The organism is Paraburkholderia sp. BR14312, assembly GCF_040948675.1.
In the GTDB taxonomy this organism is placed as follows: domain Bacteria; phylum Pseudomonadota; class Gammaproteobacteria; order Burkholderiales; family Burkholderiaceae; genus Paraburkholderia; species Paraburkholderia nodosa_A.
The window spans coordinates 195,180-218,320 of sequence record NZ_JBFPKI010000002.1; the positions used below are offsets into that span (position 1 = coordinate 195,180).

The window sequence follows — 23,141 nt, forward strand, 5'->3', positions numbered from 1 at the left end:
GACGAGAGCGTACCGATGAAAAGCCCAAAATCATATCGCCTTTATCTTTGTGAGTCAAACACTTAAGCTCGCGTACGCAAGTGTCTGTGCAAGCGCGGTTTTCGGGAGCCTCTGACGACGTTTTGCGGGATATCCGCCCCCGTTTTCACGGCGAAATCCGCCCGAAAATCGCCAAACCACAGCCGCCTTTTCTCCAGTCGCAAACGCAGCCACATTCGCAGCCGCTCTTCCATACTCCGATACTCAGATCGAACATGCAGGATTCTCCCTCGCAGGCCCCGCGCACGGGCCGCCCCGCCCTCATCCTCGCCTCCAGCTCGCGCTACCGGCGCGAGTTGCTCGAGCGCCTGCGCATTCCCTTCGACACGGCCGTGCCCGCCGTCGACGAAACGCCGCAGCCCGGCGAAACGCCCGAAGCGACGGCGCTGCGCCTGGCTGCCGCGAAGGCCCGCGCCGTGGCCGCCGCGCTGCCCGCCGGCGCGACGCGAACGCTGGTGATCGGCTCCGACCAGGTCGCCACCTTCGATGGCCGCCAGATCGGCAAGCCCGGCACGCACGAGCGCGCGCTCGAGCAGTTGCTGGCCATGCGCGGCCGCGAAGTGTTGTTCCATAGTGCCCTGAGCGTGCTCGACACCGCGACTGGCCAAACGGATACCGTCGATGTCGTCACGAAGGTGCGCTTTCGCGACCTGCCCGACGCCGCGCTCGACGCCTACCTGCGCGCCGAAACGCCTTACGACTGCGCGGGCAGCGCGAAAGCGGAAGGGCTTGGCATCACGCTGCTCGAAGCGATCGAATCTGACGACCCCACCGCCCTGATTGGCCTGCCGCTCATCGCGCTCACGCGCATGCTGCTTGCCGCGGGATACCCGTTGCTGGAGACGCAAGCATGAGCCTCGGCACCCTCTATCTGATTCCCAACACGCTCGGCGAAGGCGACGACGACGCGCTCAATGCCGTCCTGCCGACGCCCGTGCGCGAACGCGCGGGTGCACTCGCCAGCTACATCGGCGAAAACGCGAAGACCACGCGCGCCTTCCTCAAGCGCGTGGGCACGACGCGGCCGATCCAGGAAATCGAGATCCGCGAACTCAATGTCAACACGCCCGCCGGCGAGGTCGAAAAGCTGCTCGCCCCGCTGCTCGCGGGCATCGACACGGGGCTCGTTTCCGAGGCGGGCGTGCCCGCAGTCGCCGATCCGGGCGCGCTGCTCGTGCGGCGCGCGCACGAGCGCGGCATCAAGGTCGTGCCGCTCGTGGGTCCGAGTTCGATTCTGCTCGCGTTGATGGCGTCGGGCCTGAACGGCCAGAGCTTCGCGTTTCACGGATACCTGCCCGTCGACGCGAACGAGCGCGTGAAAAAGCTGCGCGATCTCGAGCAGATCTCGCGCAAGGGCAAGCAGACGCAGATCTTCATCGAGACGCCCTACCGCAACCGCACGCTGCTCGACGCGCTGCTCGCGACCTGTGCGCCCTCCACGCTCGTGTGCGTCGCCGCCGATCTCACGCTGCCCACGGAGACGATCGTAAGCCGCGCCGTGTCCGACTGGAAAAAGAAGCCCGCGCCCGAATTGCACAAGCGGCCGGCGATCTTCCTGCTGCTCGCGCACTGAACCCTTCGGCGCGCAAAAACGAATCGGCCGCTGCGCAACCCTCGCGCAGCGGCCGATTTTTCTCGAGGACGACCGGTGGCTAACGCCCAGCCAGTGCTCAGTGCACCGACAGCTTGCCGCCCATCAGCAGCGAATGCACAGCCGCCGAGCCGATGTTCGCGCCCACGCGCTTCGCCACGCGATCGGTGAGGCTCTGCTTGACCGTGTAATCGACGACGTCCGGCGCCTTGATGACCTCGCGCGCCACGTAATCGGTGTCGCCGTAGCCGTCAGCCAGACCGAGATCCACGCTCTTCTGCCCGGTCCAGAACAGGCCCGAGAAGATATCCGGCGAGTCCTTCAGACGCTTGCCGCGGCCGGCCTTCACGGCGTCGATGAACTGCTGGTGGATCTGGTCGAGCATCTCCTGGGCATGCGCGTCCATTTTCGGCGTGTCGGGCGAGAACGGATCGAAGAAGCCCTTGTTTTCTCCCGAGGTACGCAGGCGCCGCTGGACGCCGAGCTTGTCCATGAGGCCGGTAAAGCCGAATCCGTCCATCAGCACGCCGATCGAGCCCACGATGCTCGCCTTGTTGACGTAAATCTTGTCGGCGGCGGCCGCAACGTAATATCCGCCCGAAGCGCACATGTCGCCCACCACCACATACAGCGGGATGGCCGGATACTTGATGCGCAGACGGTGGATCTCGTCGTTGATGATGCCGGCCTGCACCGGGCTGCCGCCGGGGCTGTCGATATGCAGGATGACGCCCGCGGTGCCGTCGTCGTCGAAGGCGCTGTCGAGCGCGCTGATGATGTCCTCCGCGTTCGCCGGGGTGTCGGAGCCGATTTCGCCGTCGAGCGAAACGAGCGCCGTGTGGCGCCCTTCACTCTCCACGCGCGCGCCCGACAGATCGAGGATCGCCCACGCGATCACCACGAACACGGCGAGAAACGCGAAGCGAAAGAAAATACGCCAGCGCCGCGCCGCACGCTGCTCGGTGATGGCCGCGAGCGCGATACGTTCGAGCGCCTCGCGCTCCCAGCCAGGCGCGGGCGCGCCGCGGTCTGACGAAGCCGCGCGTGGCGCTTCGTTCGAATCAGGGGTCGGATTGTCGGACATGCGAGCGGGTTACGGTCGAAAGGGTCGAAAGTCGGGAATCAGGTTGGGGTCGGACGCAAAGCGTCGTCCGGCAGCCAGAATACCGCACGCCCCTCCGGCGTGTCGCGTTCCTCGACTTGCACGGGGCGCAAACGCCCGCCGCGGCATGGGCCGCCCACGCACTTGCCCGTGTCGGGCTGGTAGATCGCGCCGTGCGTGGCGCATATCAGATAGAGCCCCGAGGACTCGAAGAACTGGCCCTCGACCCAGTCGAGTTCCATCGGCACGTGCGCGCAGCGGTTCAGGTAGCCGTACGCCTCTCCGCCATAGCGCACGAAGAACACCACCGCGTCGCCTCCCGCGTAGGTCGCATTCATGCGCCGACCCTCGCCGCCCTCGGTGAGTTCGTCGGACGCGCAGACGCGCACCGGCTCGAGCGCCGCTGTCTCGGGCGCCGCGCTCATGCGTTCTCCCGCAGCCAGCCCGCGAGCGCAGCTACGTCGGGCGCGACAAAGCGCGGCTCGAGCTTTTCGAGTGCGCCGGATGCGTGCGCGCCATACGCCACGCCAATGGCAGCCGCGCCCGCGTTGATCGCCATCTGCAGATCGTGGGTCGTGTCGCCGATCATCACCGTGCGACCCAGATCCTGCCCCAGTTCGCGCGTGAGCTCCTGAAGCATGGCCGGATGCGGCTTCGAGAAGGTTTCATCGGCGCAGCGGGTGCCGTCGAAGAGGCTCGTGAGCCGCGAATCCGCCAGCGCGCGGTTCAGCCCCACGCGGCTCTTGCCCGTCGCCACGGCGAGCAGGTAGCCGGTGTCGCGCAGTTCCGCGAGCATCTCGCGCACGCCTGCGAACAGCTCGGTCTGCTGGTCCTTCAGCAAATAATGGATGCGATAGCGCTCGACGAGCCGCGGGTAGTCGGCCGGATCGAGCGTGGGCGCGGCGATCTGCAGCGCCTCGCGCAGGCCGAGGCCGATCACGTAGCTCGCCGCCTCGTCGCCGGGCACGGGCAAGCCGAGGTCGCGGCACGCCGCCTGGATGCTGCGCGTGATATGGGCGGTCGAGTCCATCAGGGTGCCGTCCCAGTCGAACACAATCAGGTCAAATAACTCTCGAGCCATGCAGGACTTCTCCAAACGCTGTCAGATTCGGTGTCATTCGGGACGGGCCGCGTCAGGTTGGGCCGCGTCAGGTCGGGCCGCGTCGGTTGCCGCGCCTTGCTCGCGCTGCGCGCGCAGCGCGTCGACGAAGCCGCGGCAATCCGCCGGCAGCGGCGCCTCGAACTGCAACGGGACGCCCGTGATCGGGTGAGCGAGCTTCAACCGGTGCGCATGCAGGAACATCCGCTTGATGCCCGGCCGCGCGCCCGTGCGCGCGAGATCCTTGTTGAGCGCGAAGTCGCCGTACTTGGCGTCGCCGACGATCGGCAGGCCGAGGTGAGCGAGGTGCACGCGGATCTGGTGCGTGCGGCCCGTCTTCAGTTCGGCTTCGAGCAGCGCGTAGCCCGGCCAGCGCTCGACGAGATTGAACACCGTATGCGAGGGCATGCCGTCCGGCTGCACGCGCACACGACGCTCGCCTTCCGGGGTCAGATATTTGTGAAGCGGCTCCTTCACAGCGCGCCGACGGCCCCAGTCGCTCGCCCATTCGCCGTGGACGCAGGCGTAATAGCGCTTGTCGGTCTGGTTATCGCGCATCTGCGCATGCAGGCCCACGAGTGCGGCGCGCTTCTTGGCGAGCATCAGCACGCCCGACGTTTCGCGGTCGAGCCGGTGGACCAGTTCGAGGAACTTGCCCTGCGTTCGCGCCGCGCGCAACTGCTCGATCACGCCGAACGCCACCCCGCTGCCGCCGTGCACGGCCACGCCGGCAGGCTTGTCGATGACGAGCAGCGCGTCGTCCTCGTAGATGATGGGAAACTGGGCCGCCGGCACGGGCGTGGCGCCGGCCGGCGCATTCGACTGCGACGTGCGGATGGGCGGCACGCGCACGATGTCTCCTTCCGCGAGCCGATACTGCGCGTCGACCCGGCCCTTATTTACGCGCACTTCCCCGCTGCGCAAAATGCGATAGATGTGGCTTTTCGGCACGCCTTTGCAGACGCGCACGAGAAAATTGTCGATGCGCTGACCGGCCGCGCCCTCGTCGATTTCGACGAACGAAACCTGGTCGCTTGCGACCTGATTCTGGGATGTTTTGCCTAACCCTTTCATTCTGAATATAATTTGCCCAGCGCCGACGCAACGGTAGGCCAAATGGCCCAGGCCAAATGGCCAAATGTTCTGCGAACCACCCAATGGACACCCCAAGGGGGTTATCCTGGACTTGGACCACGCGGCGAGCGCAGGCTGCAAGCGATAAACGGTTATTTTACTTGCGCCCGGGGCTGGTTGCTCACCCCGTTTGATGAGAAGCAACGAGTTGCACGCACGGATCACCACTCCGGCAGGGACGGCGCCCACAGGCACGTTCGGTCAGGAGCGGCTCCGACGGTAACGGAACATTGGTATAAAGAATTTATCCGGCGCGTCCCGCCGCGCGGTCGAAGTGACCGCTGCAGGAGGCGCTGGTGGCGAAAATACGGCGAGCGCCCGAAGCGTCCCGGCAATGTGCGGGACACGGCGACGTCAAAAGTGGCGAGACACCCCGAGGGGGAAGACGGGCGTTCCTGAATAGCTTCCCGTGCGCGGCCCTGATTGAATCTTGAGGCCGCGAACCTGATCCAGTCGCAAGCGCGCGCGGTTCGCCGCTGCGGCCGGCGTCTGTCACGGCCAGTGCGATGGGCACACCCATCGGCACGTTCATGGTCACGGCAGCCAGGTGGATTGGAAGCGCAGGAAAACGTTGCCGTCGCGAACCCGCGGCATGTCTCTTCTCTTCTTGAAGACGTATTTCGCATGTGCCCACGCGGCCCCGTCCACGGCAACGCAACGCCGGACCGGCGCCCAGGAAAGGCAATTCTCCCCGCCATCGTTCCCGCTCCAGCGTGCTTGTGACAACACAATAAGGCGCGGCTCGCCGCTGCCCGCACCGTGCTGCCTGGCGTCACCGCCGCGCACCGTGCGGCTCGCGCGCGAACGCACTGGAGTCGTTCAATGAAACGAATGCTGTTCAACGCGACACAGCAGGAAGAACTGCGTGTCGCCATCGTCGATGGACAGAAGCTCATCGACATCGACATCGAAACCGCCGGGCGCGAACAGCGCAAAGGCAACATCTACAAGGGGATCGTCACCCGGATCGAGCCTTCGCTCGAGGCGTGTTTCGTCAACTACGGCGAAGACCGCCACGGCTTCCTGCCGTTCAAGGAAGTCGCCCGCCAGTACTTCCGCGAAGGCATCGACATGCGCGGCGCGCGCATTCAGGACGCCCTCAAGGAAGGCCAGGAGCTGATCGTCCAGGTCGAGAAGGAAGAGCGCGGCAACAAGGGCGCCGCCCTCACCACGTTCATCTCGCTCGCCGGCCGCTACCTCGTGCTCATGCCGAACAACCCGCGCGGCGGCGGCGTCTCGCGCCGCATCGAGGGCGACGACCGTCAGGAACTGCGCGAAACCATGGCGCAGCTGCAACTGCCGGACGGCATGAGCATCATCGCGCGTACGGCCGGCATCGGCCGCTCCGCCGAAGAGCTCCAGTGGGACCTGAACTACCTGCTGCAACTGTGGCGCGCCATCGAAGCCGCGTCGCAGGCCGGCCAGTCCGGTCAGCCCATGCTGATCTACCTGGAATCGAGCCTCGTCATTCGCGCGATCCGCGACTACTTCCAGCCCGACATCGGCGAAATCCTCATCGACACCACCGAGATCCATGACCAGGCGCGCGCCTTCATGGATATCGTGATGCCGGACAATGTCAATAAGGTGAAGCGGTATCACGACGACGTGCCGCTTTTCTCGCGTTTCCAGATCGAGCACCAGATCGAGACGGCGTATTCGCGCACGGTGCCGCTGCCCTCGGGCGGCGCGATCGTGATCGACCACACCGAAGCCCTGGTCGCCATCGACGTGAACTCGGCGCGCGCCACCAAGGGCGCCGACATCGAGGAAACCGCCGCGCGCACCAACCTCGAAGCCGCCGACGAAGTGGCGCGCCAGCTGCGTCTGCGCGACCTGGGCGGCCTGATCGTGATCGACTTCATCGACATGGAGTCGGCCAAGAGCCAGCGCGAAGTCGAGCAGCGCCTGAAAGACGCGCTGCGCCACGACCGCGCCCGCGTGCAGATGGGCAAGATCTCGCGCTTCGGCCTGATGGAGCTGTCGCGCCAGCGCCTGCGCCCCGCCCTCTCGGAAGGCAGCCACGTGACCTGCCCGCGCTGTAACGGCACGGGTCATATCCGCGATACGGAATCGTCGGCGCTGCAGGTGCTGCGCATCATCCAGGAAGAGGCGATGAAGGAAAACACCGCGGCAATTCATTGCCAGGTGCCGGTCGAAGTGACCGCCTTCCTGCTCAACGAAAAGCGCTCGGAGATCAACAAGATCGAGTCGCGCTTCAAGGTTGCGGTCGTTCTGATCCCGAACAAGCACCTCGAAACGCCGCACTACAAGCTCGAGCGCCTGCGTCACGACGATGCGCGCCTCGACGACCCGCGCGCCTCGTGGAAGATGGCCGAGGAAGCGGCTCGCGAACTCGAGTCGGAAACCGGCTACAGCAAGCGTACCGCCGAAGCCAAGCCGAAACAGGAAGCGGCGGTGAAGGGCATCACGCCGGAGCGCCCGGCGCCGAGCGCGCCGGTCAAGCCGGCCGAAACCGCGCCCGTCGCGGCACAACTGGCTGTCACGCCCGCGGGCGGCGGCTTCTTTGGCTGGGTCAAGCGTCTCTTTGGCGGTGCACCGGCTGCGGCGCCCGCGCCGGCACCGGTCGCTCAACCCGAAAAGACTGCCCGTCCGACCCGCGAAGCGCGTACCGAGCGCGGTGAGAAGACCGGCGGCGATCGCAACCGCAATCGCCGCTCCGGCGGCCGCGACGCGGCAGCCCGCGGCGAAAGCGCAGGCGGCGCACGTGCCGGCCAGCCGGCTGGCCGCCGTGAGGAACGCGAGCCGCGCGAACAGCGTGAGCCGCGTGAAGCACGCGAAGGCCGTGGTGTCCGCGAGCCGCGTGAGCCGCGTGAACAACGCGAACCGCGCGAGCAACGTGAACCGCGTGAAACCCGCGAAGCGCGCACCGAGCGCGAACAGCGCATCGAACGCGTCGAGCGCGGTCAGGAACGTAGCGATGTAACGGCAGAAGCCGGCGCCGCACGTGGCGAGCGCCGCGAGCGTGGTGAACGTGGCGAGCGCGGTGAGTCGCGTCGCCGTCAGCAAGCCGAGGCCGCTGAAGCCCAGGAAGCGCGTCTTGACGCCGCATCGGCAGGCGCCGAAGGCGTCGAAGCGCCGCAGACGGAAGACCTGCTCGAAGGCGTGAGCGCCAGTGCCGACGAAGATGGCGCACCGCGTGAAGGCGAAGAACGCCGCCGCCGCCGCCGCGGCCGCCGCGGTGGTCGCCGCGAGCGCGAGACGGATGCAGCCGGCCTGACACCGGGCGCAGATGCACCGGAAGGCGAAGAGCAAGCCGCCCCCGCCCAACCGGCGCTCGAGCAGCCTGCCATTGCCGCACAAGTGCATGAAGCACCGGCCGTAGAAGCGCGCACCGAGGCGGCTGCCGAGCCTGTCGTGACCGCACTGCCGGCCGCAGCCGCCGTCGCTGAAGCCGGGCACGTGCCTCCCGCTGCAGTGACGACGGCGCCCGTCGAAACCGTCGCGCCCGCTGCAGAGCAAGCTCCGGCTCCTGCCGAGCCGGCTCCGGCACCCGCCGAAGCCGCACCGGTGAGCGTCGAAACCGCACACGCGGTCGAGCCGAAGGCCGAAGAAGCTGTGGCACCTGTCGCTCCTGTGGCCCCTGCCGCAGCGGACGAACCGGTCGCGCCGGCAGCCCCGGTGGAGCCGGTTCAGGCCGAAACGCCGCCTGTCGTGCGCGAAGATCGCGTCGAAGCACCGCGGACCGAAGAGCCCGTGGCAGCGGCAGCAGCGCCCGTCGCTCAACCGGAGCCGGCACAAGAAGCGGTAGCCGCCGCTCCGGCGGTCGTCGCGATCACCGAGCCGGTTGCCTCGCATCCGGCCCCGGTGGCAACGGCGGCGCCCGCGGCTGCCCCCACCGCAGACACGCTGCGCCCGATGCTGGAATCGGCGGGTCTCGTCTGGGTCAATACTGACGCCGACAAGCTGCGCGCTGCGCAGCAAGCCGCCGCGCAGCTGGTCAAGCCCGCACGCACGCCGCGCGAGCGCAAGCCGCTGCCGCCGGTCGACAGCACGCCGATGCAGCAGGTCGAGACCACCCGCCTGCCGTAAGCGCTGCAAGGCAACTGGCCGCCGGGCCCCGATTCCGGCGCACCCCGAAAAGCCCGCCCCTCCCGGCGGGCTTTTTTTGATATATCAGCGTTCTCCCTTGTCTGAAGGCAGGTCCTGGTTCGGCTAAAATCGAACTAACGCGAGAACGAAGAGACCATGACACGACGCATCATCCCTGTTGCCGACGTTCGATCGCTGCCGCCCGAATTGCCCCGGACGGCCGCAGAAGCCGTGCGCGCGCCTTCTGGCGCGGTCTTCGACGCGCTCGCCAGACCCCTGCGCGACCTTCGCATCTCGGTCACGGACCGCTGTAATTTCCGCTGCGTGTACTGCATGCCGCGAGCCGTGTTCGACAAGGATTACCCGTTTTTGCCCCATTCCGCGCTGCTTTCGCTCGAAGAAATCGAGCGGCTCGCGCGGCTTTTCGTCGCGCATGGCGTCACCAAGATCCGCCTCACGGGTGGTGAGCCGCTGCTGCGCAAGAACATCGAATTCCTGATCGAGCGGCTCGCCGCGCTGCGTACGCCCGCAGGCGAACCGCTCGATATCACGCTCACCACCAATGGCTCGCTGCTTGCCCGCAAGGCGCGCGCGCTGCGTGACGCGGGCCTCACACGCGTGACGGTGAGCCTGGACGCCCTCGACGACGCCCTCTTTCGCCGCATGAACGACGCCGACTTCGCGGTGGCCGACGTGCTCGACGGCATTGCGGCGGCACAAGCCGTGGGTCTCGCGCCGATCAAGGTCAACATGGTCGTCAAGCGCGGCACGAACGACGGCGAGATCGTGCCGCTTGCACGGCATTTCCGCGGCACGGATGTGACGCTGCGCTTCATCGAGTACATGGACGTGGGCACCTCGAACGGCTGGAACATGGCCGAAGTGCTGCCGTCGGCGGAAGTCGTCGCGCGCATTTCCGAGCACTGGCCGCTCGTGCCGCTGGAGCCCCACAACGCCGCCGAAACGGCGCAGCGCTGGGGCTACGCAGATGGCGCGGGCGAAATCGGCGCGATCTCCAGCGTGACGCGCGCGTTCTGCGGCGACTGCACGCGCGCGCGCCTTTCGACCGAGGGCAAGCTGTACCTGTGCCTCTTCGCCTCGATGGGTTACGACCTGCGCGCGCTGTTGCGCAACGGCGCCACCGACACGGCAATCTCCGGCGCCATCGCGCAGGTATGGGAAGGCCGCGCCGACCGCTATTCGCAGCTGCGGGGCAGCGCGCAGGCGCCGGCGGCCTCCGACGAGCGCCGCATCGAAATGTCCTATATCGGCGGCTGAGCAGCCCATGACGCCGACGAGCGCCAACCCCATTTCCACGGCATCGATCACGGGCCTCGTGCTCGCGGGCGGCCGCGGCCAGCGTATGGGCGGCGCGGACAAGGGCTTGCAGATGCTGCACGGCAAACCGCTTGCCGCGCACGTGCTCACGCGCCTCGCGCCGCAGGTCGGCGCCCTCTCGATCAGCGCGAACCGCAACGGTGATGCTTATGCGGCGCTCGGCGCACCATGGCGAGCGAGCGTGCTCGCCGATACGCTGCCCGACTTCCCGGGCCCGCTCGCGGGGCTCCTCGCGGGACTGCGTGCGGCGCAAACCGAATGGCTCCTCACGGCGCCCTGCGACTCGCCCTGGCTGCCGGCCGATCTCGCCGAGCGCCTGGGCCACGCCGCGCTCTCGGCGCGCGCCGACATCGTGACCGCGACCACGACGAATGCCGAAGGCGTGGTCTCGCTGCACCCGGTATTCGCGCTCGTACGCACCTCGCTCGCCGACGACCTTGCCGCCTTCCTCGCCGCCGGCGAGCGCAAGGTGCGTGCGTGGTACGCGCGCCACACGGCCACCGAAGTCGCCTTTGCCGACGAACGTGCGTTTTACAATATCAATTCCTTACAGGAACTGGCCGAACTCGAACGCGCCTGAATTGCAATCGGGCGCCGCCCGGTCGGCCGCCGTCCCCGGCACACGGCCGGCACGCCCGCCTGGACGATCGCCGCACACGCCGTGCGGATGCGACGCTTCCTCACTCGATGACCACGCTTAACCATCCCTCCGGCAGCGCCGGCTGCATCAGCCAGTACGATCCGCAAGCTTTGCCCGTCAGCGCCGCCCAGGCCATCGTGCTGCAGTGGGCGACGCCGCTTGCGGCGAGCGAACGCGTGCCGCTGCGTGAAGCGCTCGCGCGTGTGCTGGCCCAAGACGTGATTTCGCCCATCGACGTTCCCGCGCACGACAACGCCGCGATGGACGGCTACGCGTTCGATGGCGCGGCCCTGGCCGACATCTCCGGCGCCCTCTCGCTCGCCGTATGCGGCAAGGCCTTCGCCGGTCACGCTTACCCGGGCGACGTTGCCGCGGGTGCGTGCGTGCGCATCATGACCGGCGCGCCGATGCCCGCGAACTGCGACACCGTCGTGCCGCAAGAGCATGTGTCTGTGCAGGGCGACGTCGTCACTTTCGAAGCAAACGCCGTCAAACGCGGCGCGAACGCGCGCCGTAAGGGCGAGGACCTCGCGCGCGGCGGCGCGGCGCTCGCGGCCGGCCGCGTGCTGCGCGCGTCCGACATTGGCTTGCTGGCGTCGCTTGGCCTCATCGAGGCGCACGTGAAGCAGCGCCTGCGCGTGGCCTACTTCTCGACCGGCGACGAACTGCGCTCGCCAGGCGAGCCGCTCGAAGCGGGCTGCATCTACGACAGCAACCGCTACGCGCTCGGCGCGATGCTGCAGCGCCTGAACGTCGAGGCGATCGATCTGGGCGTCGTGCGCGACGACCCCGCGGCGCTGGCCGCCACGCTGAAACTCGCTGCCGAATCCGCCGATGTCGTGCTAACCTCCGGCGGCGTCTCGGTCGGCGAAGCCGATTTCACGCGCACCCAGTTGCAAACGCTCGGCGACGTCTCGTTCTGGGGCCTCGCCATGCGTCCCGGCCGCCCGCTTGCGTTCGGCCGCATCTGGTCGGGCGGACGCCCGGGCGCGGGCCGCGCGGCGCTCCTGTTCGGGCTGCCCGGCAACCCGGTCGCGACGATGGTCTCGTTCTACCAGATCGTGCGCCCCGCTCTCTTGGCGATGGCGGGCGCGCAAGCGCAGCCCGTCCCGCTCGTGCCGGCATTGAGCGATCAGCCGATCAAAAAGCGCGCAGGCCGCACCGAATTCCAGCGCGGCCTCGCGCGCCGCGACGCCAGCGGCCAGTGGCGCGTCGCGCCGACCGGCTCGCAAAGCTCGGGCGCGCTCAGCACGATGAGCGAGGCGAACTGCTTCATCGTGCTCGCCCATGAAGCCGGCGATCTCGATGCCGGCGACGCGGTCGACATCATGCTGTTCGATGGACTCGTCTAGCGCGGCGGCGCCCGAGAGGTCATCAAAACCAACCACACGTCCACACCTGCATAACGGACCGACTACTATGAAAAAACAGATCTCGTTCATCGCTGCGGGCCAGACCGCCAAGGCGCTCATCCTCGTGTACCTGACCTTCAGCGTGCCGATCGTGCTGCTTGGCGTGCTCGTGGCGTTCGTGCGCTATGGCGCGGTCGAACTCTCGACCATCTTCAGCGCGCTGCTGCTCAACGCGATCGTCGGCTTCATCCTGCTGTGGATCGCCTGCCACGCCTACAACTGGGTGGCCTCGCGCTTCGGCGGCATCGAGATCCATCTTTCCGACGTGCCCGAGGAAGCGTGATGGCCGCGACGATCCGCGCCGCCACGGCCGCCGACGTCGGCGCGATGCACGCGCTGATGTACGAGCTCGCGGAGTTCGAAAAGCTCACGCATCTGTTCACGGGCACGGCCGATGGCCTCGCCGACGCCCTGTTCGGCACGCGCCCGGCCGCTGAAGCGCTGGTGGCGGAAGACGCCGGCCGCATCGTCGGCTACGCGCTCTTCTTTCACAACTACTCGACGTTCCTGAGCCGCCGCGGCCTTTATCTCGAAGACCTCTACGTGCAGCCGTCGCAGCGCGGCACCGGCCTCGGCACCGCGATGCTGCGCGCGCTCGCGGCGATCGCCCTCGAACGCGGCTGCGCCCGCTTCGAGTGGACCGTGCTCGATTGGAACACGCCGGCCATCGGCTTCTATGAAAAGCTCGGCGCGACCGTGCTGCCCGACTGGCGCGTCGTGCGCATGACCGGCGATGCGCTCGAAAAGCTCGCCGCAGCTGGTGAAACGATGATCGGTTAAGCCAACGCACCGCACACGCTCGAATGCAAACGGGCCGCCTGAATCGGGCGGCCCGTTGTCTTTTGGCGCGCGGGTTGCGGTCACTCGTCGCCGAAGCCCGTTTCGCTTTCTGCGTCGCCGTTGCCGTTGCCATTACGGAGCGCGTCGCCGAGGAGATTCGCGGCGGCCTCGCCCGGCAGCGCCTCGACGTCGCGCAGCTTGCGGTTCATCGCACGCGTGCGCACCTCCGCCGCCTCGATGGAACGCGTGACCGTTTCGAGCTGCGTCTTGGTGCGCGCGAGCACGTCGCCGAACTTGCCGAACTCCGTCTTCACCGCGCCCAGCACCTGCCACACCTCGCTCGAGCGGCGCTCGATCGCGAGCGTGCGAAAGCCCATCTGCAGGCTGTTGAGAAGTGCCGTGAGCGTGGTCGGACCCGCCACGCTCACGCGGTAGTCGCGCTGCAGGACATCGGTCAAGCCCGGGCGGCGCAGGATTTCGGCGTAAAGGCCTTCGGTCGGCAGGAACAGCAGCGCGAAATCGGTCGTGTGCGGGGGCGCGACGTACTTCTCGGCGATGGTGCGCGCCTCCGCGCGGATGCGCAGTTCGAGCGCGCGCCCGGCCTCCTCGATCGCGAGCACGTCCGCGCGCTCCTGCGCATCGATGAGACGCTCGTAGTCCTCGCGCGGGAATTTGGCGTCGATCGGCAGCCAGACCGGCTCGCCTTGTTCCGCGCCGCCCGCGCCGCGTCCGGGCAGGCGAATCGCGAATTCCACGCGCTCCGTGCTCTTCGGCACCGTCGCGACGTTCTTCGCGTACTGGTCGGGCGTGAGCATCTGTTCGAGCAGCGCTTCGAGCTGCACTTCGCCCCAGGTGCCGCGCGTCTTCACATTGGTGAGCACCTTCTTCAGGTCGCCCACGCCCGCGGCCAGCGTCTGCATCTCGCCAAGCCCGCGATGCACCTGCTCCAGCCGATCGGAAACGAGCTTGAACGATTCGCCAAGGCGCTGTTCGAGCGTGGCGTGCAGCTTCTCGTCGACCGTGCGGCGCATTTCCTCGAGCTTCGCCGCGTTGTTCGCTTCGATGTCCTTGAGGCGCTGTTCGAGCGTCGCGCGCACTTCGGCGAAGCGGCGGTCGTTGACTTCGGTGAGTTGCCCGAGCTGCTGCGTGAGCAGCGCGCCGAAGTGGCGCAGCGCGGCGCCCTGCTCGTCACGCGCCTGCTGGGCTTGCTGATGCAGACTCTGGCGCACGGCATCGAGCTGCTGCGTATTGGCGGCGGTGAGTTTGGCGAGCTGCTGGGCGAAACCGTCGATCTGGCTGTTCTGCACGGTCGCGATGCTGCCGAGCTGCGCCGCCAGCGCCTGCTGCACCTGCGCGAAGCCGCCGCCGAACTCGCTGCGCGAGCTCTGCGCCGTGCGCGCGATCTCATTGCGCAGCTCGCGCTCGATGCGCTCGGCCGCGCGCGCCTGCGTGTCGGTCGACGCGGCGAGGCGGTCGCTCAGTTGATCGAGTGCGTCGAGCGTGACCTCGGCGTCGCCATCGCCATGGCCTTGACGCGCGCGCAGCAACGCCACGAGCGTCACGACGAATGCGATCGCCAGCGCGACGATCGCCAGCGACATGACTGCGAGCGGACTCATTTACGGGCTTGCCCCAGCACAGCGGGGTTGATCGGATTGGGCGGCTGGCCGGCGCGCGGTCCCTCGCCGAGCGCCGCGATGAGGTTGTCGGCGGCGAGGTTCGCCATCGCGCGGCGCGTGGCTTCGCTCGCACTCGCGATGTGCGGCGTGAGCACGACGTTCTCCACTTCGAGCAACGCCGGATGCACGCGCGGCTCGCCCTCGAACACGTCGAGGCCCGCCGCCGCGATCTGGCGCGTGCGCAGCGCGTGTGCGAGCGCCGCGTCGTCGACGATGCCGCCGCGCGCGATGTTGGTGAGCGTCGCCGTGGGTTTCATCAGCGCGAGTTCGGCTGCGCCGATCGTGTGATGGTTTTGCGCCGTATAGGGCAGCACGAGCACGACGTGGTCGGCCTGCCTGAGCAGGTCTTCCTTCGACAGATATTCGGCATTCAGCTCGCGCTCGATCTCAGCCGCGACGCGCGAACGGTTGTGATACACCACGCGCATGTCGAAGCCGCGCGCACGACGCGCGAGCGCCTGGCCGATACGGCCCATGCCGATCACGCCGAGCGTGGCGCCGAAAATGTCCGAACCGAGGAACGCGTCGAACGACCACTTGTCCCACTTGCCCGCGCGCAGGAAGTGCTCCGATTCCGTCACGCGGCGCGCGGCCGCCATCATCAGCGCCCAGCCGAAGTCGGCCGTGGTTTCGTTGAGCACGTCCGGCGTGTTGGTGCCGAGCACGTTGGCCGCGTTGAAGGCGGCCATGTCGAAGTTGTTGTAGCCCACGGCCATGTTCGACACCACGCGCAGGCGCGGCGCCGCGGCGAGCGTTGCGGCGCCGATCGGGTCGCCCGCGGTGAGCGCGCCGTCCTTGTCGGCGAGACGCTGGTGCAGCGCCTCGGGCGAAAGCGCCTCGCCGTTGTTCCAGTCCACGTCGAAATACTGCTTGAGCCGATCGATCACGTCGGGAAAGATCGGGCGCGCCACGAGAATCTTTTGCATCGTTGCTCTCCACACTTCAGTCGATGTCCGTCATTGTTGCGCGTGACGGGGCGCTCAGGGAAGTCTCGCGCGCTTTTCGCAGTCCGGCTCGCAAACGCCTTGCCGCTAGACGAAAAAGAGCCAGGTGGCCGCGAGAAACACCGGCGCGAGCAGCACGCCCGACCAGCCAAGATAGCCGAAGAAGCCCGGCATGCGCACGCCGCGCGACTGCGCAATCGCCTTCACCATGAAGTTCGGCGCGTTGCCGATATAGGTGAGCGCGCCCATCCACACTGCGCCTGCCGAGATCGCGGCGAGCGTTTTCGCGCCGCCGGACATGAGCGCGTTGGCGTCGCCGCCCGCGAGATTGAAGAACACGAGGTAGGTGGGCGCGTTGTCGAGAAACGACGAGAGGAGCCCCGTCGCCCAGAAGTACATCGCTTCGTTGGGGCGGCCTGGCGCGTCGCTCACAAACCGGATCAGCGCCGCGAACGCGCCCGCCTCGCCCGCGCGCAACATCGCGATGACCGGCGTGATCGTCACGAAAATGCCCGCGAAGAGTTTGGCCACCTCGACGATCGGCGCCCATTCGAAACCGTTGTCGGCGCGCGCTGCTTTCGACGTGAACACGAGCGAAATGAGTGCGAGCGCAACGAGTCCCGCATCGCGCACGAGATTCTGCAACTGCAGGTGCGCGCCCGCGACCTCGAAAACGATACCGGGACGCCACACGCCGCTCATCAGCACGAGCACGACGAGTAGCGCGAGCAACACGAAATTCGCCTTGCCGCCGATGGAGAGCGCGTCTGTGTCCGGCGTCGCGTCGAGCGCAGCGGCGTGCACTTCCCCGGCGCGGCGAAAGTACCAGCTATCGAGCGCGTAGAACACCACAAGCAGCACGCCGCACACGAACAGCATCGGCAGCGCGAGATGCTGCGCAGTCCAGAAGAATCCCACGCCGTTGAGAAAACCGAGGAACAGCGGCGGATCGCCGAGCGGCGTGAGCAGGCCGCCCGCATTCGCGACGAGAAAGATGAAGAACACGACCACGTGCACGTTGTGCCGGCGGTTGTCGTTCGCGCGCAGGAGCGGGCGGATCAGCAGCATCGCCGCGCCGGTCGTGCCCATCACGCTCGCGAGCACGGTGCCGAGCGCGAGGATCTCCGTGTTCATGCGCGGCGAGCCGCGCAGATTCCCGTACACGCAGATGCCGCCCGCGATCGTATAGAGCGCGCCGAGCAACACGATGAAGGGCAGATATTCGTCGACGACGGCGTGCACGAACAGCGGATACGTCACGCCGACACCATGCGTGGCCGCGAACGGCAGCAGGAACGCGAGCGCCCAGGCCGCCGAAACCTTGCCGAAGTGGTGATGCCAGAACGTGGCCGCGAACATCGGGAAGAACGCGATCGACAGCAGCATGCCGGCGAACGGCAGCGCCCACGCGGCGCCGAGCGATGCGCCGTCGAAGGCCGCCGCGTGTGCGCTCGTGCTGTAGAGCGTCAGCGCCGCGCAGAGCGTCCCCGCGCAAGCGCTTGCCGTGTTGCGCTTACGCGCCATGCACGACGATCACATGCACGCGATACGGCCCGTGTGCCCCAAGAATGATGGTCTGCTCGATGTCGCCGGTGCGCGAAGGCCCCGAAACGAAGTTGACCGCGCGCGGCAGCTCACCGCGTTCGGCGCGCATGAGCGCGAAGGCGTCCTCGTGGCCCGCGACGATGCGCGAAGCGGGCACGACGGCGATGTGCGTTTCGGGCAGCAGCGCGCCCGAGGCCCACGTCTGGGGGCTGGAGAGCAGGACCAGCGTGCCGGTTTCAGCGGTGGCGCAAAAGCAGCCCGTGAGGCCGACGAGATCGCGATCTTCGGGCTTGCGCAATTGCACGGCGAGACCGGCGCCGGCCCAGTCGAGCGTGTCGAGCGTCTGCCACGCGACGGCCTGCATCGGCAGGCTGCGCTCAGCGAGATAGCGTTGCGCGGCGGCGGGCACATCGGCGAGTTGCTGGATTTCGTCGACGGTGCTCGACATCTTGCGCGCCTCGCCGACGAAGCGCGCAACGAGATCGCCTTCCAGCGGCGGGCGCGGACCCTCGGGATGTAGCGCGAGGTAGTCGGCCACGGCTTCCCGCTCATCCGCCGCGGGCGTGGCCTCGCGTCCCTGCGCCGCGCGAATGCGCGCGAGTATGCTGCGGCGGGCGGCCGTCGTGTCCATGAACGTCCTCGTCAGATGAAGAAAGGCGACGCGCCGATTATACCGGGGCGTCGCCTGCGATCTGCGGGTCAAGCGTGCGGCGTTTTTCACACGCCTGGTTGCCCCCCGCACTCTTCCTCTACGGGCTGCTCGATGCCGAACACCTGGCGCAGATAGGCGAGATATGCCTTGTCGTCGCACATGTTCTTGCCCGGCGAATCGGAAAGCTTGGCGACGGGCTGGCCGTTGCAGCGGACCATCTTGATGACGATCTGCAGCGGCTGGTAACCCAGGTCGTTGGTGAGGTTCGTGCCCACGCCGAACGCGAGGCGGCAGCGGTCGCCGAAACGCTCGTACAGGCGCAGCACCTTCGGAATGTCGAGCGCGTCCGAGAAGATCATCGTCTTCGTGCGCGGATCGCAGCGATTGTCCTCGTAGTGCTTGAGCAGGCGCTCGCCCCACTCGAACGGATCCCCCGAGTCGTGCCGCGCGCCGTCGAAGAGCTTGCAGAAGTACATGTCGAAGTCGCGCAGGAACGCCTGCATGCCGTAGACGTCCGAGAGCGCAATGCCCAGGTCGCCGCGGTATTCCTTCGCCCACATCTCGAAGCCGAAGATCTGCGAGTCGCGCAGACGCGGCCCGAGCGCCTGGCACGCCTGCAGGTACTCATGCGCCATCGTGCCGAGCGGCGTGAGGTTGTGCTTCATCGCGTAGTAGACGTTGCTCGTGCCCGTGAACTGCTCGCCGAGATCGGCCTTGAGCGTGAGGATCACCTCCTCGTGCCAGCGCTTCGAGAAGCGGCGGCGCGTACCGTAGTCGGCGATCTTGCAGTCGGCGAATTCGGGCTTCGCGCCAAGTAGCTCGATCTTGTGGCGCAGGCGCTCGCGCCCCTCCTCGTACTGCGGATGATGCTGCGTGTTGCGGAAGTACACCTCGTTGACGATGGCGAGCACCGGGATCTCGAAGAGGATCGTGTGCAGCCACGGCCCCTGGATCGCGATGTCGATCTCGCCATTGGCCTTGGGCGACGGCGTGACCGAGATGTACTTTTCGTTGAGGTGAAAGAGCGCGAGAAAGTCGATGAAGTCGCTCTTGATGAAGCGCATCTTGCGCAGGTAGTCGAGCTCGGTCTCGGCGAAGCGTAGCCTGCACAGCTTCTGGATCTCGCTGCGGATCTCGTCGACGTAAGGCACGAGATCGACGTTCGGCGTGCGGCAGCGGAAGCGGTATTCCACATTGGCCGCGGGGAAATGATGCAGCACCACCTGCATCATGGTGAATTTGTAGAGATCGGTATCGAGCAGCGAAGTAATGATCATGATGGGCCGGCCGGACTGCAATCGGATAGCGCCCGCGAAGCGGGAACCGGACATGCTGCCGGGCAGATGTCCCGCAGCGGTTCCGGGCGGCAGACGCCAGCGGTGCGTCCATGTTACCCGAATGCCCGCGCGCGCCGCGTGCCCGCCGGCACGGCCCCTCGCGCGCAAGGGATAAAACGCTGCGGATCGCCCGGCCTTATAAACTAATCACGAAACGATCTAAGGACGGTCGCGGGCCTGTGGTTGGGGTAATTCCTCATCAGTTACAATAGCGCTTTTGGCGAACCGCCATCCCCCGATACAAAAAGCTTGCAGGAGCTGCCTGAATGACTCACGTTGTGACCGAGAGCTGCATCAAGTGCCGCTATACCGACTGCGTCGATGTGTGCCCGGTGGACTGCTTTCGCGAAGGTCCCAACTTCCTCGCGATCGACCCGGACGAGTGCATCGACTGCGCCGTGTGCGTTGCCGAGTGCCCGGTGAACGCCATCTACGCCGAGGAAGACGTGCCTAGCGACCAGCAATCGTTCATCGAGCTGAACGCCGACCTCGCGAAGGGCTGGCCGAGCATCACGAAGACCAAGGCCCCGCTGCCGGAAGCCGACGAATTCAAGGACGTGAAGGACAAGCTCGCGCTGCTCGCACGCTGATCGCTTGTTCGGGGTATCTCCCCGCCGCTGTCGCTTACACGGACAGTCCCTCGCGCAGCGGATTGCCCTAAACAGATCGCGACAGGGTATTGACAGGCCCAGCCAGACCCCATAGAATCTCGTTCTCTGCTTTTGTTGATCCCCGATAGCTCAGTCGGTAGAGCGCCGGACTGTTAATCCGTAGGTCCCTGGTTCGAGCCCAGGTCGGGGAGCCAAGATTCGCAAAAGCCCGTTGGCGTTCACAACGCAAAACGGGCTTTTTTATGACGTAAAGTGTTGTCGCTGTACTGCTGGTCCCCGATAGCTCAGTCGGTAGAGCGCCGGACTGTTAATCCGTAGGTCCCTGGTTCGAGCCCAGGTCGGGGAGCCAAAATATCGAGGGGTTGCGTGGTTGCACGCAACCCCTTTTTCTTTTGCTGCGCGCGTGGCGCGCGCTACCCTCCCCGATAATGTCGCTTCGTCATCTTCGGGAATCCGCATGAAATCCACCCGCCTCTGCGCTTGCCTCGCGCGCCCGCTGCTCGCCTGCGCGAGCCTCGTCGCCTGCGCCGCCGCCCACGCCGAACAGATCGGCAGTGTGAACACCAACTTCCGCGTGACCGGCTCGGACAAAGTCGTCGTCGAGGCCTACGACGATCCGCAGGTGCCAGGCGTGACCTGCTACGTCTCCCGCGCACGCACGGGCGGCGTGAAGGGCACGCTCGGCATTGCGGAAGATCCGACCGAGGCATCGATCGCGTGCCGGCAGGTCGGGCCGATCTCCTTCGCAGGTCCGCTCAAACAGCAAGACGACGTCTTCAACGAGCGCATGTCGTTCCTCTTCAAGACGCTGCACGTCGTGCGCGTGGTCGACGCGAAGCGCAACGCGCTCGTGTATCTGACCTACAGCGACCGCGTGGTGAGCGGCAGCGCCAAGAACAGCGTCACGGCCGTGCCGGTGCCCACGGGCACGACGATTCCGCTGCGCTAAACTGGGGATCCGTGCAGGATCCTTCACCATGACCGGTTCCCGTTTTCGAGATTCCGCCCGCTACTGGCGCACGCCGCTTCTGCCCGGCGCGGATCTCGTCACGGCCGAATACAACCAACATACGTTCGCGCCGCACTGGCACGAGGCCTACACGATCCCCGTGATCGAGGGCGGCGCGGAATGCTTTCGCTATCGCGGCACGCAGCATGTCGCCGCAACGGGCAGCGTGCCGGTGATCAATCCGGGGGAGCTGCATACGGGTTCACGCGCCGTCGAAGAAGGCTGGAGCTATCGGGTGATGTATGTGCCGATCGACTTCCTGCACGAGCTCGCCGGCGAAATCGCCGGGCGCACGCAGCCGCTGCCGTGGTTCGACGCCGAGGTGATCCACGATCTCGATCTCGCGCACCGGCTCTCGCGCGCCCACCGGCTGCTGGAAGCCGACGCGGACTGGCGGCGCGGCGCAGCCGTGCCCGAACCCGGCGCGAGCGCCAGTCCGGCATCGCCTTCGGCGCCTTGTGCCGATCTGCTCGCCGTGGAAGGCTCGCTGCTCGACGCACTCTCGACGCTGCTCACGCGCTACGGCCGCACGCGCGAGGCGGCGCTCAAACACGGCCCGAACGATCCCCGCGTGGAAACGATGAAGGCGCTCCTTGCCGCCGATCTCGCCACGCCGCTGCGCGTGGCCGATCTCGCCCAGGCGGTCGGCCTCTCGCCGTTTCACGCCACGCGGCTCTTCACGCAGGCAACCGGGCTGCCGCCGCACGCCTGGCGCACCCAGTTGCGCCTGCAGCGCGCCCTCGCCCCGCTGCGCGAAGGCGCTACGGTTGCCGAGGTCGCCGCCGCGAGCGGTTTCACCGACCAGAGCCATTTCACGCGACACTTTCGGCGCATGTTCGGCGTGCCGCCGGGGCGCTGGCAGTCGTCCTGAACGCGCCAACCCGCATCCGGCCGCAAGAACGTACAAGCCACGCGTAAGGCGGCCCGCTATGCTGTCCCCTTGTATCAGGAGGACAGTTTGACCACGCATCCCAACCGCCTTGCCGAATTCATCGCCGGCGCGCGCGACACGATCCCCATGATGATCGGCGCCGCACCCTTCGGCGTGATCTTCGGCACGCTCGTCACCTCGGGCCCGCTTTCGCTCTGGCACGGCCAGTTCATGTCGCTCGCCGTGTTCGCCGGCTCCGCGCAGTTCATCGCGCTCGGGCTGATCGCTTCGCACGCGAGCTTCGCGGTGATTTGGGCCACCACGTTCATCGTGAACCTGCGCCACGTGCTCTATAGCGCGACGCTCGCGCCCTATATCTCGCACCTGCCGCTACGCTGGCGGCTCGTGCTCGGCAGCCTGCTCACCGATGAGGTCTTCGCCGTCGCGTGGGCGCATTTGCGCCGCCATCCGCCCGGCGACGACGTCTCGCCGTGGCATTTCCTCGGCTCGGGCCTCTCGATGTACCTGAACTGGCAACTCTGGACCGCGGCCGGCCTGCTGTTTGGCGCGGCGTTCCCGGGTCTGCAGTCGCTCGGCCTCGACTTCGCGATGGTCGCGACCTTCATCGCCATCGTCGTGCCACAGCTGGTTGCCTTGCGTTACCTCGCCGCCGCCGCGACGGCGGGCGCGCTCGCCTTTTTCTGGCAGGGCTGGCCGTACAAGCTCGGGCTGCTCGGCGCCGTGCTCGCGGGCGTGGTCGTGGGTGTCGTGCTCTCACGGCCAGGTTCGTCGCGCGGCGCCCGCGCCGGCAGCGAGTCCTCCCGCAAGTCCCCCAACGTCCAACGCACCGCAGGAGCCGGGCAATGAACTACGTCGTCCTGATTCTCGGCATGGCCCTGATCACCCTGGTCATTCGCACTGCGGTGTTCGTGCTCGGCGACCGGCTGGTATTCCCGCCGCTCGTGCGCACCGCGCTCGGCTTCGTGCCCGTCACCGTGCTCACGGCGATCATCGTGCCGATGGCGGTCTCGCCCCACGGTCAGGGCGCCGAGCTGACCTGGCGCAACCCGCAACTCGTCGGCGCGCTCGCGGCGATCGTCGTCAGCGCGCTCACGAAGCGCCCGCTCCTCACCATCGCGATCGGGCTCGGCGTGTTCTTCCTCTGGCAAGGCGTTGTCCTGCGCTAGAGGCAAGCGTCGCCCCTTACGCTCAAGTTTCACCCCGGAGCGCCGTTAAACCCGTCAGGGCCTGCTCTGGCAGGCCACTGCTCGAACGGCGAGAGCACGCAAGAAGCGACAAGGATTA

The 23,141-nt window shown here is 67.1% G+C and carries 22 protein-coding genes and 2 tRNA genes; 15 read left to right on the forward strand and 9 right to left on the reverse strand.

Annotated features, from left to right (window positions below; genetic code table 11):
• The first annotated feature begins 254 nt into the window (after positions 1 to 254).
• The gene (locus AB3X98_RS06690; protein ID WP_368604843.1) at positions 255 to 893 is read left to right on the forward strand and encodes a Maf-like protein; all 639 of its coding nucleotides are present in this window, start codon (positions 255 to 257) and stop codon (positions 891 to 893) included.
• Positions 890 to 1,612: an SAM-dependent methyltransferase gene (locus tag AB3X98_RS06695; RefSeq protein WP_069262577.1), complete on the forward strand. Its 723-nt coding sequence runs from the start codon at positions 890 to 892 to the stop codon at positions 1,610 to 1,612. Before AB3X98_RS06690 ends, AB3X98_RS06695 begins: the two co-directional genes overlap by 4 nt.
• Positions 1,613 to 1,709: 97 nt before the next feature.
• Here AB3X98_RS06695 and AB3X98_RS06700 read toward each other — a convergent pair whose 3' ends face one another.
• From AB3X98_RS06700 to AB3X98_RS06715, 4 genes are read right to left on the reverse strand one after another with little or no spacing between them, the layout of a single operon-like run.
• Positions 1,710 to 2,714, reverse strand: a complete 1,005-nt coding sequence (locus AB3X98_RS06700; protein ID WP_368605494.1) for a S49 family peptidase — start codon at positions 2,712 to 2,714, stop codon at positions 1,710 to 1,712.
• Positions 2,715 to 2,752: 38 nt separating this feature from the next.
• Positions 2,753 to 3,157, reverse strand: coding sequence for a Rieske (2Fe-2S) protein (locus AB3X98_RS06705; RefSeq protein WP_368605495.1), 405 nt, complete (start codon positions 3,155 to 3,157; stop codon positions 2,753 to 2,755).
• Positions 3,154 to 3,813, reverse strand: coding sequence for an HAD-IIIA family hydrolase (locus tag AB3X98_RS06710; RefSeq protein ID WP_069262580.1), 660 nt, complete (start codon positions 3,811 to 3,813; stop codon positions 3,154 to 3,156). The genes AB3X98_RS06705 and AB3X98_RS06710 overlap by 4 nt, the downstream gene beginning before the upstream one ends.
• 33 nt (positions 3,814 to 3,846) lie before the next feature.
• Complete coding sequence (locus AB3X98_RS06715) at positions 3,847 to 4,905, reverse strand: RluA family pseudouridine synthase (RefSeq protein ID WP_368605496.1); 1,059 nt, start codon at positions 4,903 to 4,905, stop codon at positions 3,847 to 3,849.
• An 882-nt stretch (positions 4,906 to 5,787) separates the two neighbouring features.
• Between AB3X98_RS06715 and AB3X98_RS06720 the strand changes: the two genes are divergently transcribed.
• The 6 genes from AB3X98_RS06720 (at position 5,788) to AB3X98_RS06745 (ending at position 13,188) form a co-directional block, all read left to right on the forward strand.
• On the forward strand, positions 5,788 to 9,018 hold the full coding sequence (locus AB3X98_RS06720) for an Rne/Rng family ribonuclease (RefSeq protein WP_368605497.1): 3,231 nt from the start codon (positions 5,788 to 5,790) through the stop codon (positions 9,016 to 9,018).
• Between the two features lie 156 nt (positions 9,019 to 9,174).
• Positions 9,175 to 10,296: a GTP 3',8-cyclase MoaA gene (gene moaA, locus AB3X98_RS06725; RefSeq protein WP_368605498.1), complete on the forward strand. Its 1,122-nt coding sequence runs from the start codon at positions 9,175 to 9,177 to the stop codon at positions 10,294 to 10,296.
• A gap of 7 nt (positions 10,297 to 10,303) precedes the next feature.
• Positions 10,304 to 10,936: a molybdenum cofactor guanylyltransferase MobA gene (gene mobA / locus AB3X98_RS06730; protein WP_342945437.1), complete on the forward strand. Its 633-nt coding sequence runs from the start codon at positions 10,304 to 10,306 to the stop codon at positions 10,934 to 10,936.
• 107 nt (positions 10,937 to 11,043) lie between these two features.
• Positions 11,044 to 12,348: a gephyrin-like molybdotransferase Glp gene (gene glp / locus AB3X98_RS06735; protein ID WP_368605499.1), complete on the forward strand. Its 1,305-nt coding sequence runs from the start codon at positions 11,044 to 11,046 to the stop codon at positions 12,346 to 12,348.
• A 67-nt stretch (positions 12,349 to 12,415) separates the two neighbouring features.
• Positions 12,416 to 12,691 (forward strand): hypothetical protein, encoded by a 276-nt coding sequence (locus AB3X98_RS06740; RefSeq protein ID WP_028206699.1) that lies wholly within the window; start codon positions 12,416 to 12,418, stop codon positions 12,689 to 12,691.
• Positions 12,691 to 13,188 carry an N-acetyltransferase family protein gene (locus AB3X98_RS06745; protein ID WP_368605500.1) on the forward strand — a complete coding sequence of 166 codons (498 nt, stop codon included), beginning with the start codon at positions 12,691 to 12,693 and terminating at the stop codon, positions 13,186 to 13,188. Before AB3X98_RS06740 ends, AB3X98_RS06745 begins: the two co-directional genes overlap by 1 nt.
• 80 nt (positions 13,189 to 13,268) lie before the next feature.
• Here the strand turns inward: AB3X98_RS06745 and AB3X98_RS06750 are convergent, their stop codons facing one another.
• From AB3X98_RS06750 to pncB, 5 genes are all read right to left on the reverse strand, one after another.
• Positions 13,269 to 14,807 (reverse strand): DNA recombination protein RmuC, encoded by a 1,539-nt coding sequence (locus AB3X98_RS06750; RefSeq protein WP_368605501.1) that lies wholly within the window; start codon positions 14,805 to 14,807, stop codon positions 13,269 to 13,271.
• The gene (locus AB3X98_RS06755) at positions 14,804 to 15,793 is read right to left on the reverse strand and encodes a D-glycerate dehydrogenase (protein WP_069262588.1); all 990 of its coding nucleotides are present in this window, start codon (positions 15,791 to 15,793) and stop codon (positions 14,804 to 14,806) included. The genes AB3X98_RS06750 and AB3X98_RS06755 overlap by 4 nt, the downstream gene beginning before the upstream one ends.
• Positions 15,794 to 15,898: 105 nt before the next feature.
• Positions 15,899 to 17,335 (reverse strand): sodium:proton antiporter, encoded by a 1,437-nt coding sequence (locus AB3X98_RS06760; RefSeq protein ID WP_368605502.1) that lies wholly within the window; start codon positions 17,333 to 17,335, stop codon positions 15,899 to 15,901.
• Positions 17,325 to 17,987: a lactate utilization protein C gene (locus tag AB3X98_RS06765; protein ID WP_368605503.1), complete on the reverse strand. Its 663-nt coding sequence runs from the start codon at positions 17,985 to 17,987 to the stop codon at positions 17,325 to 17,327. The genes AB3X98_RS06760 and AB3X98_RS06765 overlap by 11 nt, the downstream gene beginning before the upstream one ends.
• An 86-nt stretch (positions 17,988 to 18,073) precedes the next feature.
• On the reverse strand, positions 18,074 to 19,285 hold the full coding sequence (gene pncB / locus AB3X98_RS06770; protein WP_342945432.1) for a nicotinate phosphoribosyltransferase: 1,212 nt from the start codon (positions 19,283 to 19,285) through the stop codon (positions 18,074 to 18,076).
• Positions 19,286 to 19,611: 326 nt separating this feature from the next.
• Here pncB and fdxA point away from each other — a divergent pair, with 326 nt between their 5' ends.
• The 7 genes from fdxA to AB3X98_RS06805 all read left to right on the forward strand — a co-directional run bounded on the left by fdxA (position 19,612) and on the right by AB3X98_RS06805 (position 23,023).
• Positions 19,612 to 19,935: a ferredoxin FdxA gene (fdxA, locus tag AB3X98_RS06775; protein ID WP_368605504.1), complete on the forward strand. Its 324-nt coding sequence runs from the start codon at positions 19,612 to 19,614 to the stop codon at positions 19,933 to 19,935.
• A 139-nt stretch (positions 19,936 to 20,074) separates the two neighbouring features.
• Positions 20,075 to 20,150 (forward strand) — tRNA-Asn (locus AB3X98_RS06780).
• 79 nt (positions 20,151 to 20,229) lie between these two features.
• Positions 20,230 to 20,305 (forward strand) — tRNA-Asn (locus AB3X98_RS06785).
• Between the two features lie 108 nt (positions 20,306 to 20,413).
• Complete coding sequence (locus AB3X98_RS06790; RefSeq protein ID WP_368605505.1) at positions 20,414 to 20,905, forward strand: CreA family protein; 492 nt, start codon at positions 20,414 to 20,416, stop codon at positions 20,903 to 20,905.
• 28 nt (positions 20,906 to 20,933) lie between these two features.
• Positions 20,934 to 21,836 (forward strand): AraC family transcriptional regulator, encoded by a 903-nt coding sequence (locus AB3X98_RS06795; protein ID WP_368605506.1) that lies wholly within the window; start codon positions 20,934 to 20,936, stop codon positions 21,834 to 21,836.
• Between the two features lie 147 nt (positions 21,837 to 21,983).
• On the forward strand, positions 21,984 to 22,703 hold the full coding sequence (locus tag AB3X98_RS06800) for an AzlC family ABC transporter permease (RefSeq protein ID WP_256094564.1): 720 nt from the start codon (positions 21,984 to 21,986) through the stop codon (positions 22,701 to 22,703).
• Positions 22,700 to 23,023 (forward strand): AzlD domain-containing protein, encoded by a 324-nt coding sequence (locus tag AB3X98_RS06805; RefSeq protein ID WP_069262594.1) that lies wholly within the window; start codon positions 22,700 to 22,702, stop codon positions 23,021 to 23,023. The genes AB3X98_RS06800 and AB3X98_RS06805 overlap by 4 nt, the downstream gene beginning before the upstream one ends.
• The last annotated feature ends 118 nt before the right edge of the window (positions 23,024 to 23,141 follow it).

Coding starts and splice junctions, on each gene's coding strand:
- AB3X98_RS06695 (WP_069262577.1), top strand. CDS start 890: ATGAGCCTCGGCACCCTCTATCTGATTCCCAACACGCTCGGCGAAGGC.
- AB3X98_RS06710 (WP_069262580.1), bottom strand. CDS start 3,813: ATGGCTCGAGAGTTATTTGACCTGATTGTGTTCGACTGGGACGGCACC.
- AB3X98_RS06745 (WP_368605500.1), top strand. CDS start 12,691: ATGGCCGCGACGATCCGCGCCGCCACGGCCGCCGACGTCGGCGCGATG.
- AB3X98_RS06805 (WP_069262594.1), top strand. CDS start 22,700: ATGAACTACGTCGTCCTGATTCTCGGCATGGCCCTGATCACCCTGGTC.
- AB3X98_RS06790 (WP_368605505.1), top strand. CDS start 20,414: ATGAAATCCACCCGCCTCTGCGCTTGCCTCGCGCGCCCGCTGCTCGCC.
- pncB (WP_342945432.1), bottom strand. CDS start 19,285: ATGATCATTACTTCGCTGCTCGATACCGATCTCTACAAATTCACCATG.
- AB3X98_RS06740 (WP_028206699.1), top strand. CDS start 12,416: ATGAAAAAACAGATCTCGTTCATCGCTGCGGGCCAGACCGCCAAGGCG.
- AB3X98_RS06755 (WP_069262588.1), bottom strand. CDS start 15,793: ATGCAAAAGATTCTCGTGGCGCGCCCGATCTTTCCCGACGTGATCGAT.
- AB3X98_RS06800 (WP_256094564.1), top strand. CDS start 21,984: ATGATGATCGGCGCCGCACCCTTCGGCGTGATCTTCGGCACGCTCGTC.
- AB3X98_RS06720 (WP_368605497.1), top strand. CDS start 5,788: ATGAAACGAATGCTGTTCAACGCGACACAGCAGGAAGAACTGCGTGTC.
- glp (WP_368605499.1), top strand. CDS start 11,044: ATGACCACGCTTAACCATCCCTCCGGCAGCGCCGGCTGCATCAGCCAG.
- fdxA (WP_368605504.1), top strand. CDS start 19,612: ATGACTCACGTTGTGACCGAGAGCTGCATCAAGTGCCGCTATACCGAC.
- AB3X98_RS06765 (WP_368605503.1), bottom strand. CDS start 17,987: ATGGACACGACGGCCGCCCGCCGCAGCATACTCGCGCGCATTCGCGCG.
- AB3X98_RS06705 (WP_368605495.1), bottom strand. CDS start 3,157: ATGAGCGCGGCGCCCGAGACAGCGGCGCTCGAGCCGGTGCGCGTCTGC.
- AB3X98_RS06700 (WP_368605494.1), bottom strand. CDS start 2,714: ATGTCCGACAATCCGACCCCTGATTCGAACGAAGCGCCACGCGCGGCT.
- AB3X98_RS06795 (WP_368605506.1), top strand. CDS start 20,934: ATGACCGGTTCCCGTTTTCGAGATTCCGCCCGCTACTGGCGCACGCCG.
- mobA (WP_342945437.1), top strand. CDS start 10,304: ATGACGCCGACGAGCGCCAACCCCATTTCCACGGCATCGATCACGGGC.
- moaA (WP_368605498.1), top strand. CDS start 9,175: ATGACACGACGCATCATCCCTGTTGCCGACGTTCGATCGCTGCCGCCC.
- AB3X98_RS06690 (WP_368604843.1), top strand. CDS start 255: ATGCAGGATTCTCCCTCGCAGGCCCCGCGCACGGGCCGCCCCGCCCTC.
- AB3X98_RS06750 (WP_368605501.1), bottom strand. CDS start 14,807: ATGAGTCCGCTCGCAGTCATGTCGCTGGCGATCGTCGCGCTGGCGATC.
- AB3X98_RS06715 (WP_368605496.1), bottom strand. CDS start 4,905: ATGAAAGGGTTAGGCAAAACATCCCAGAATCAGGTCGCAAGCGACCAG.
- AB3X98_RS06760 (WP_368605502.1), bottom strand. CDS start 17,335: ATGGCGCGTAAGCGCAACACGGCAAGCGCTTGCGCGGGGACGCTCTGC.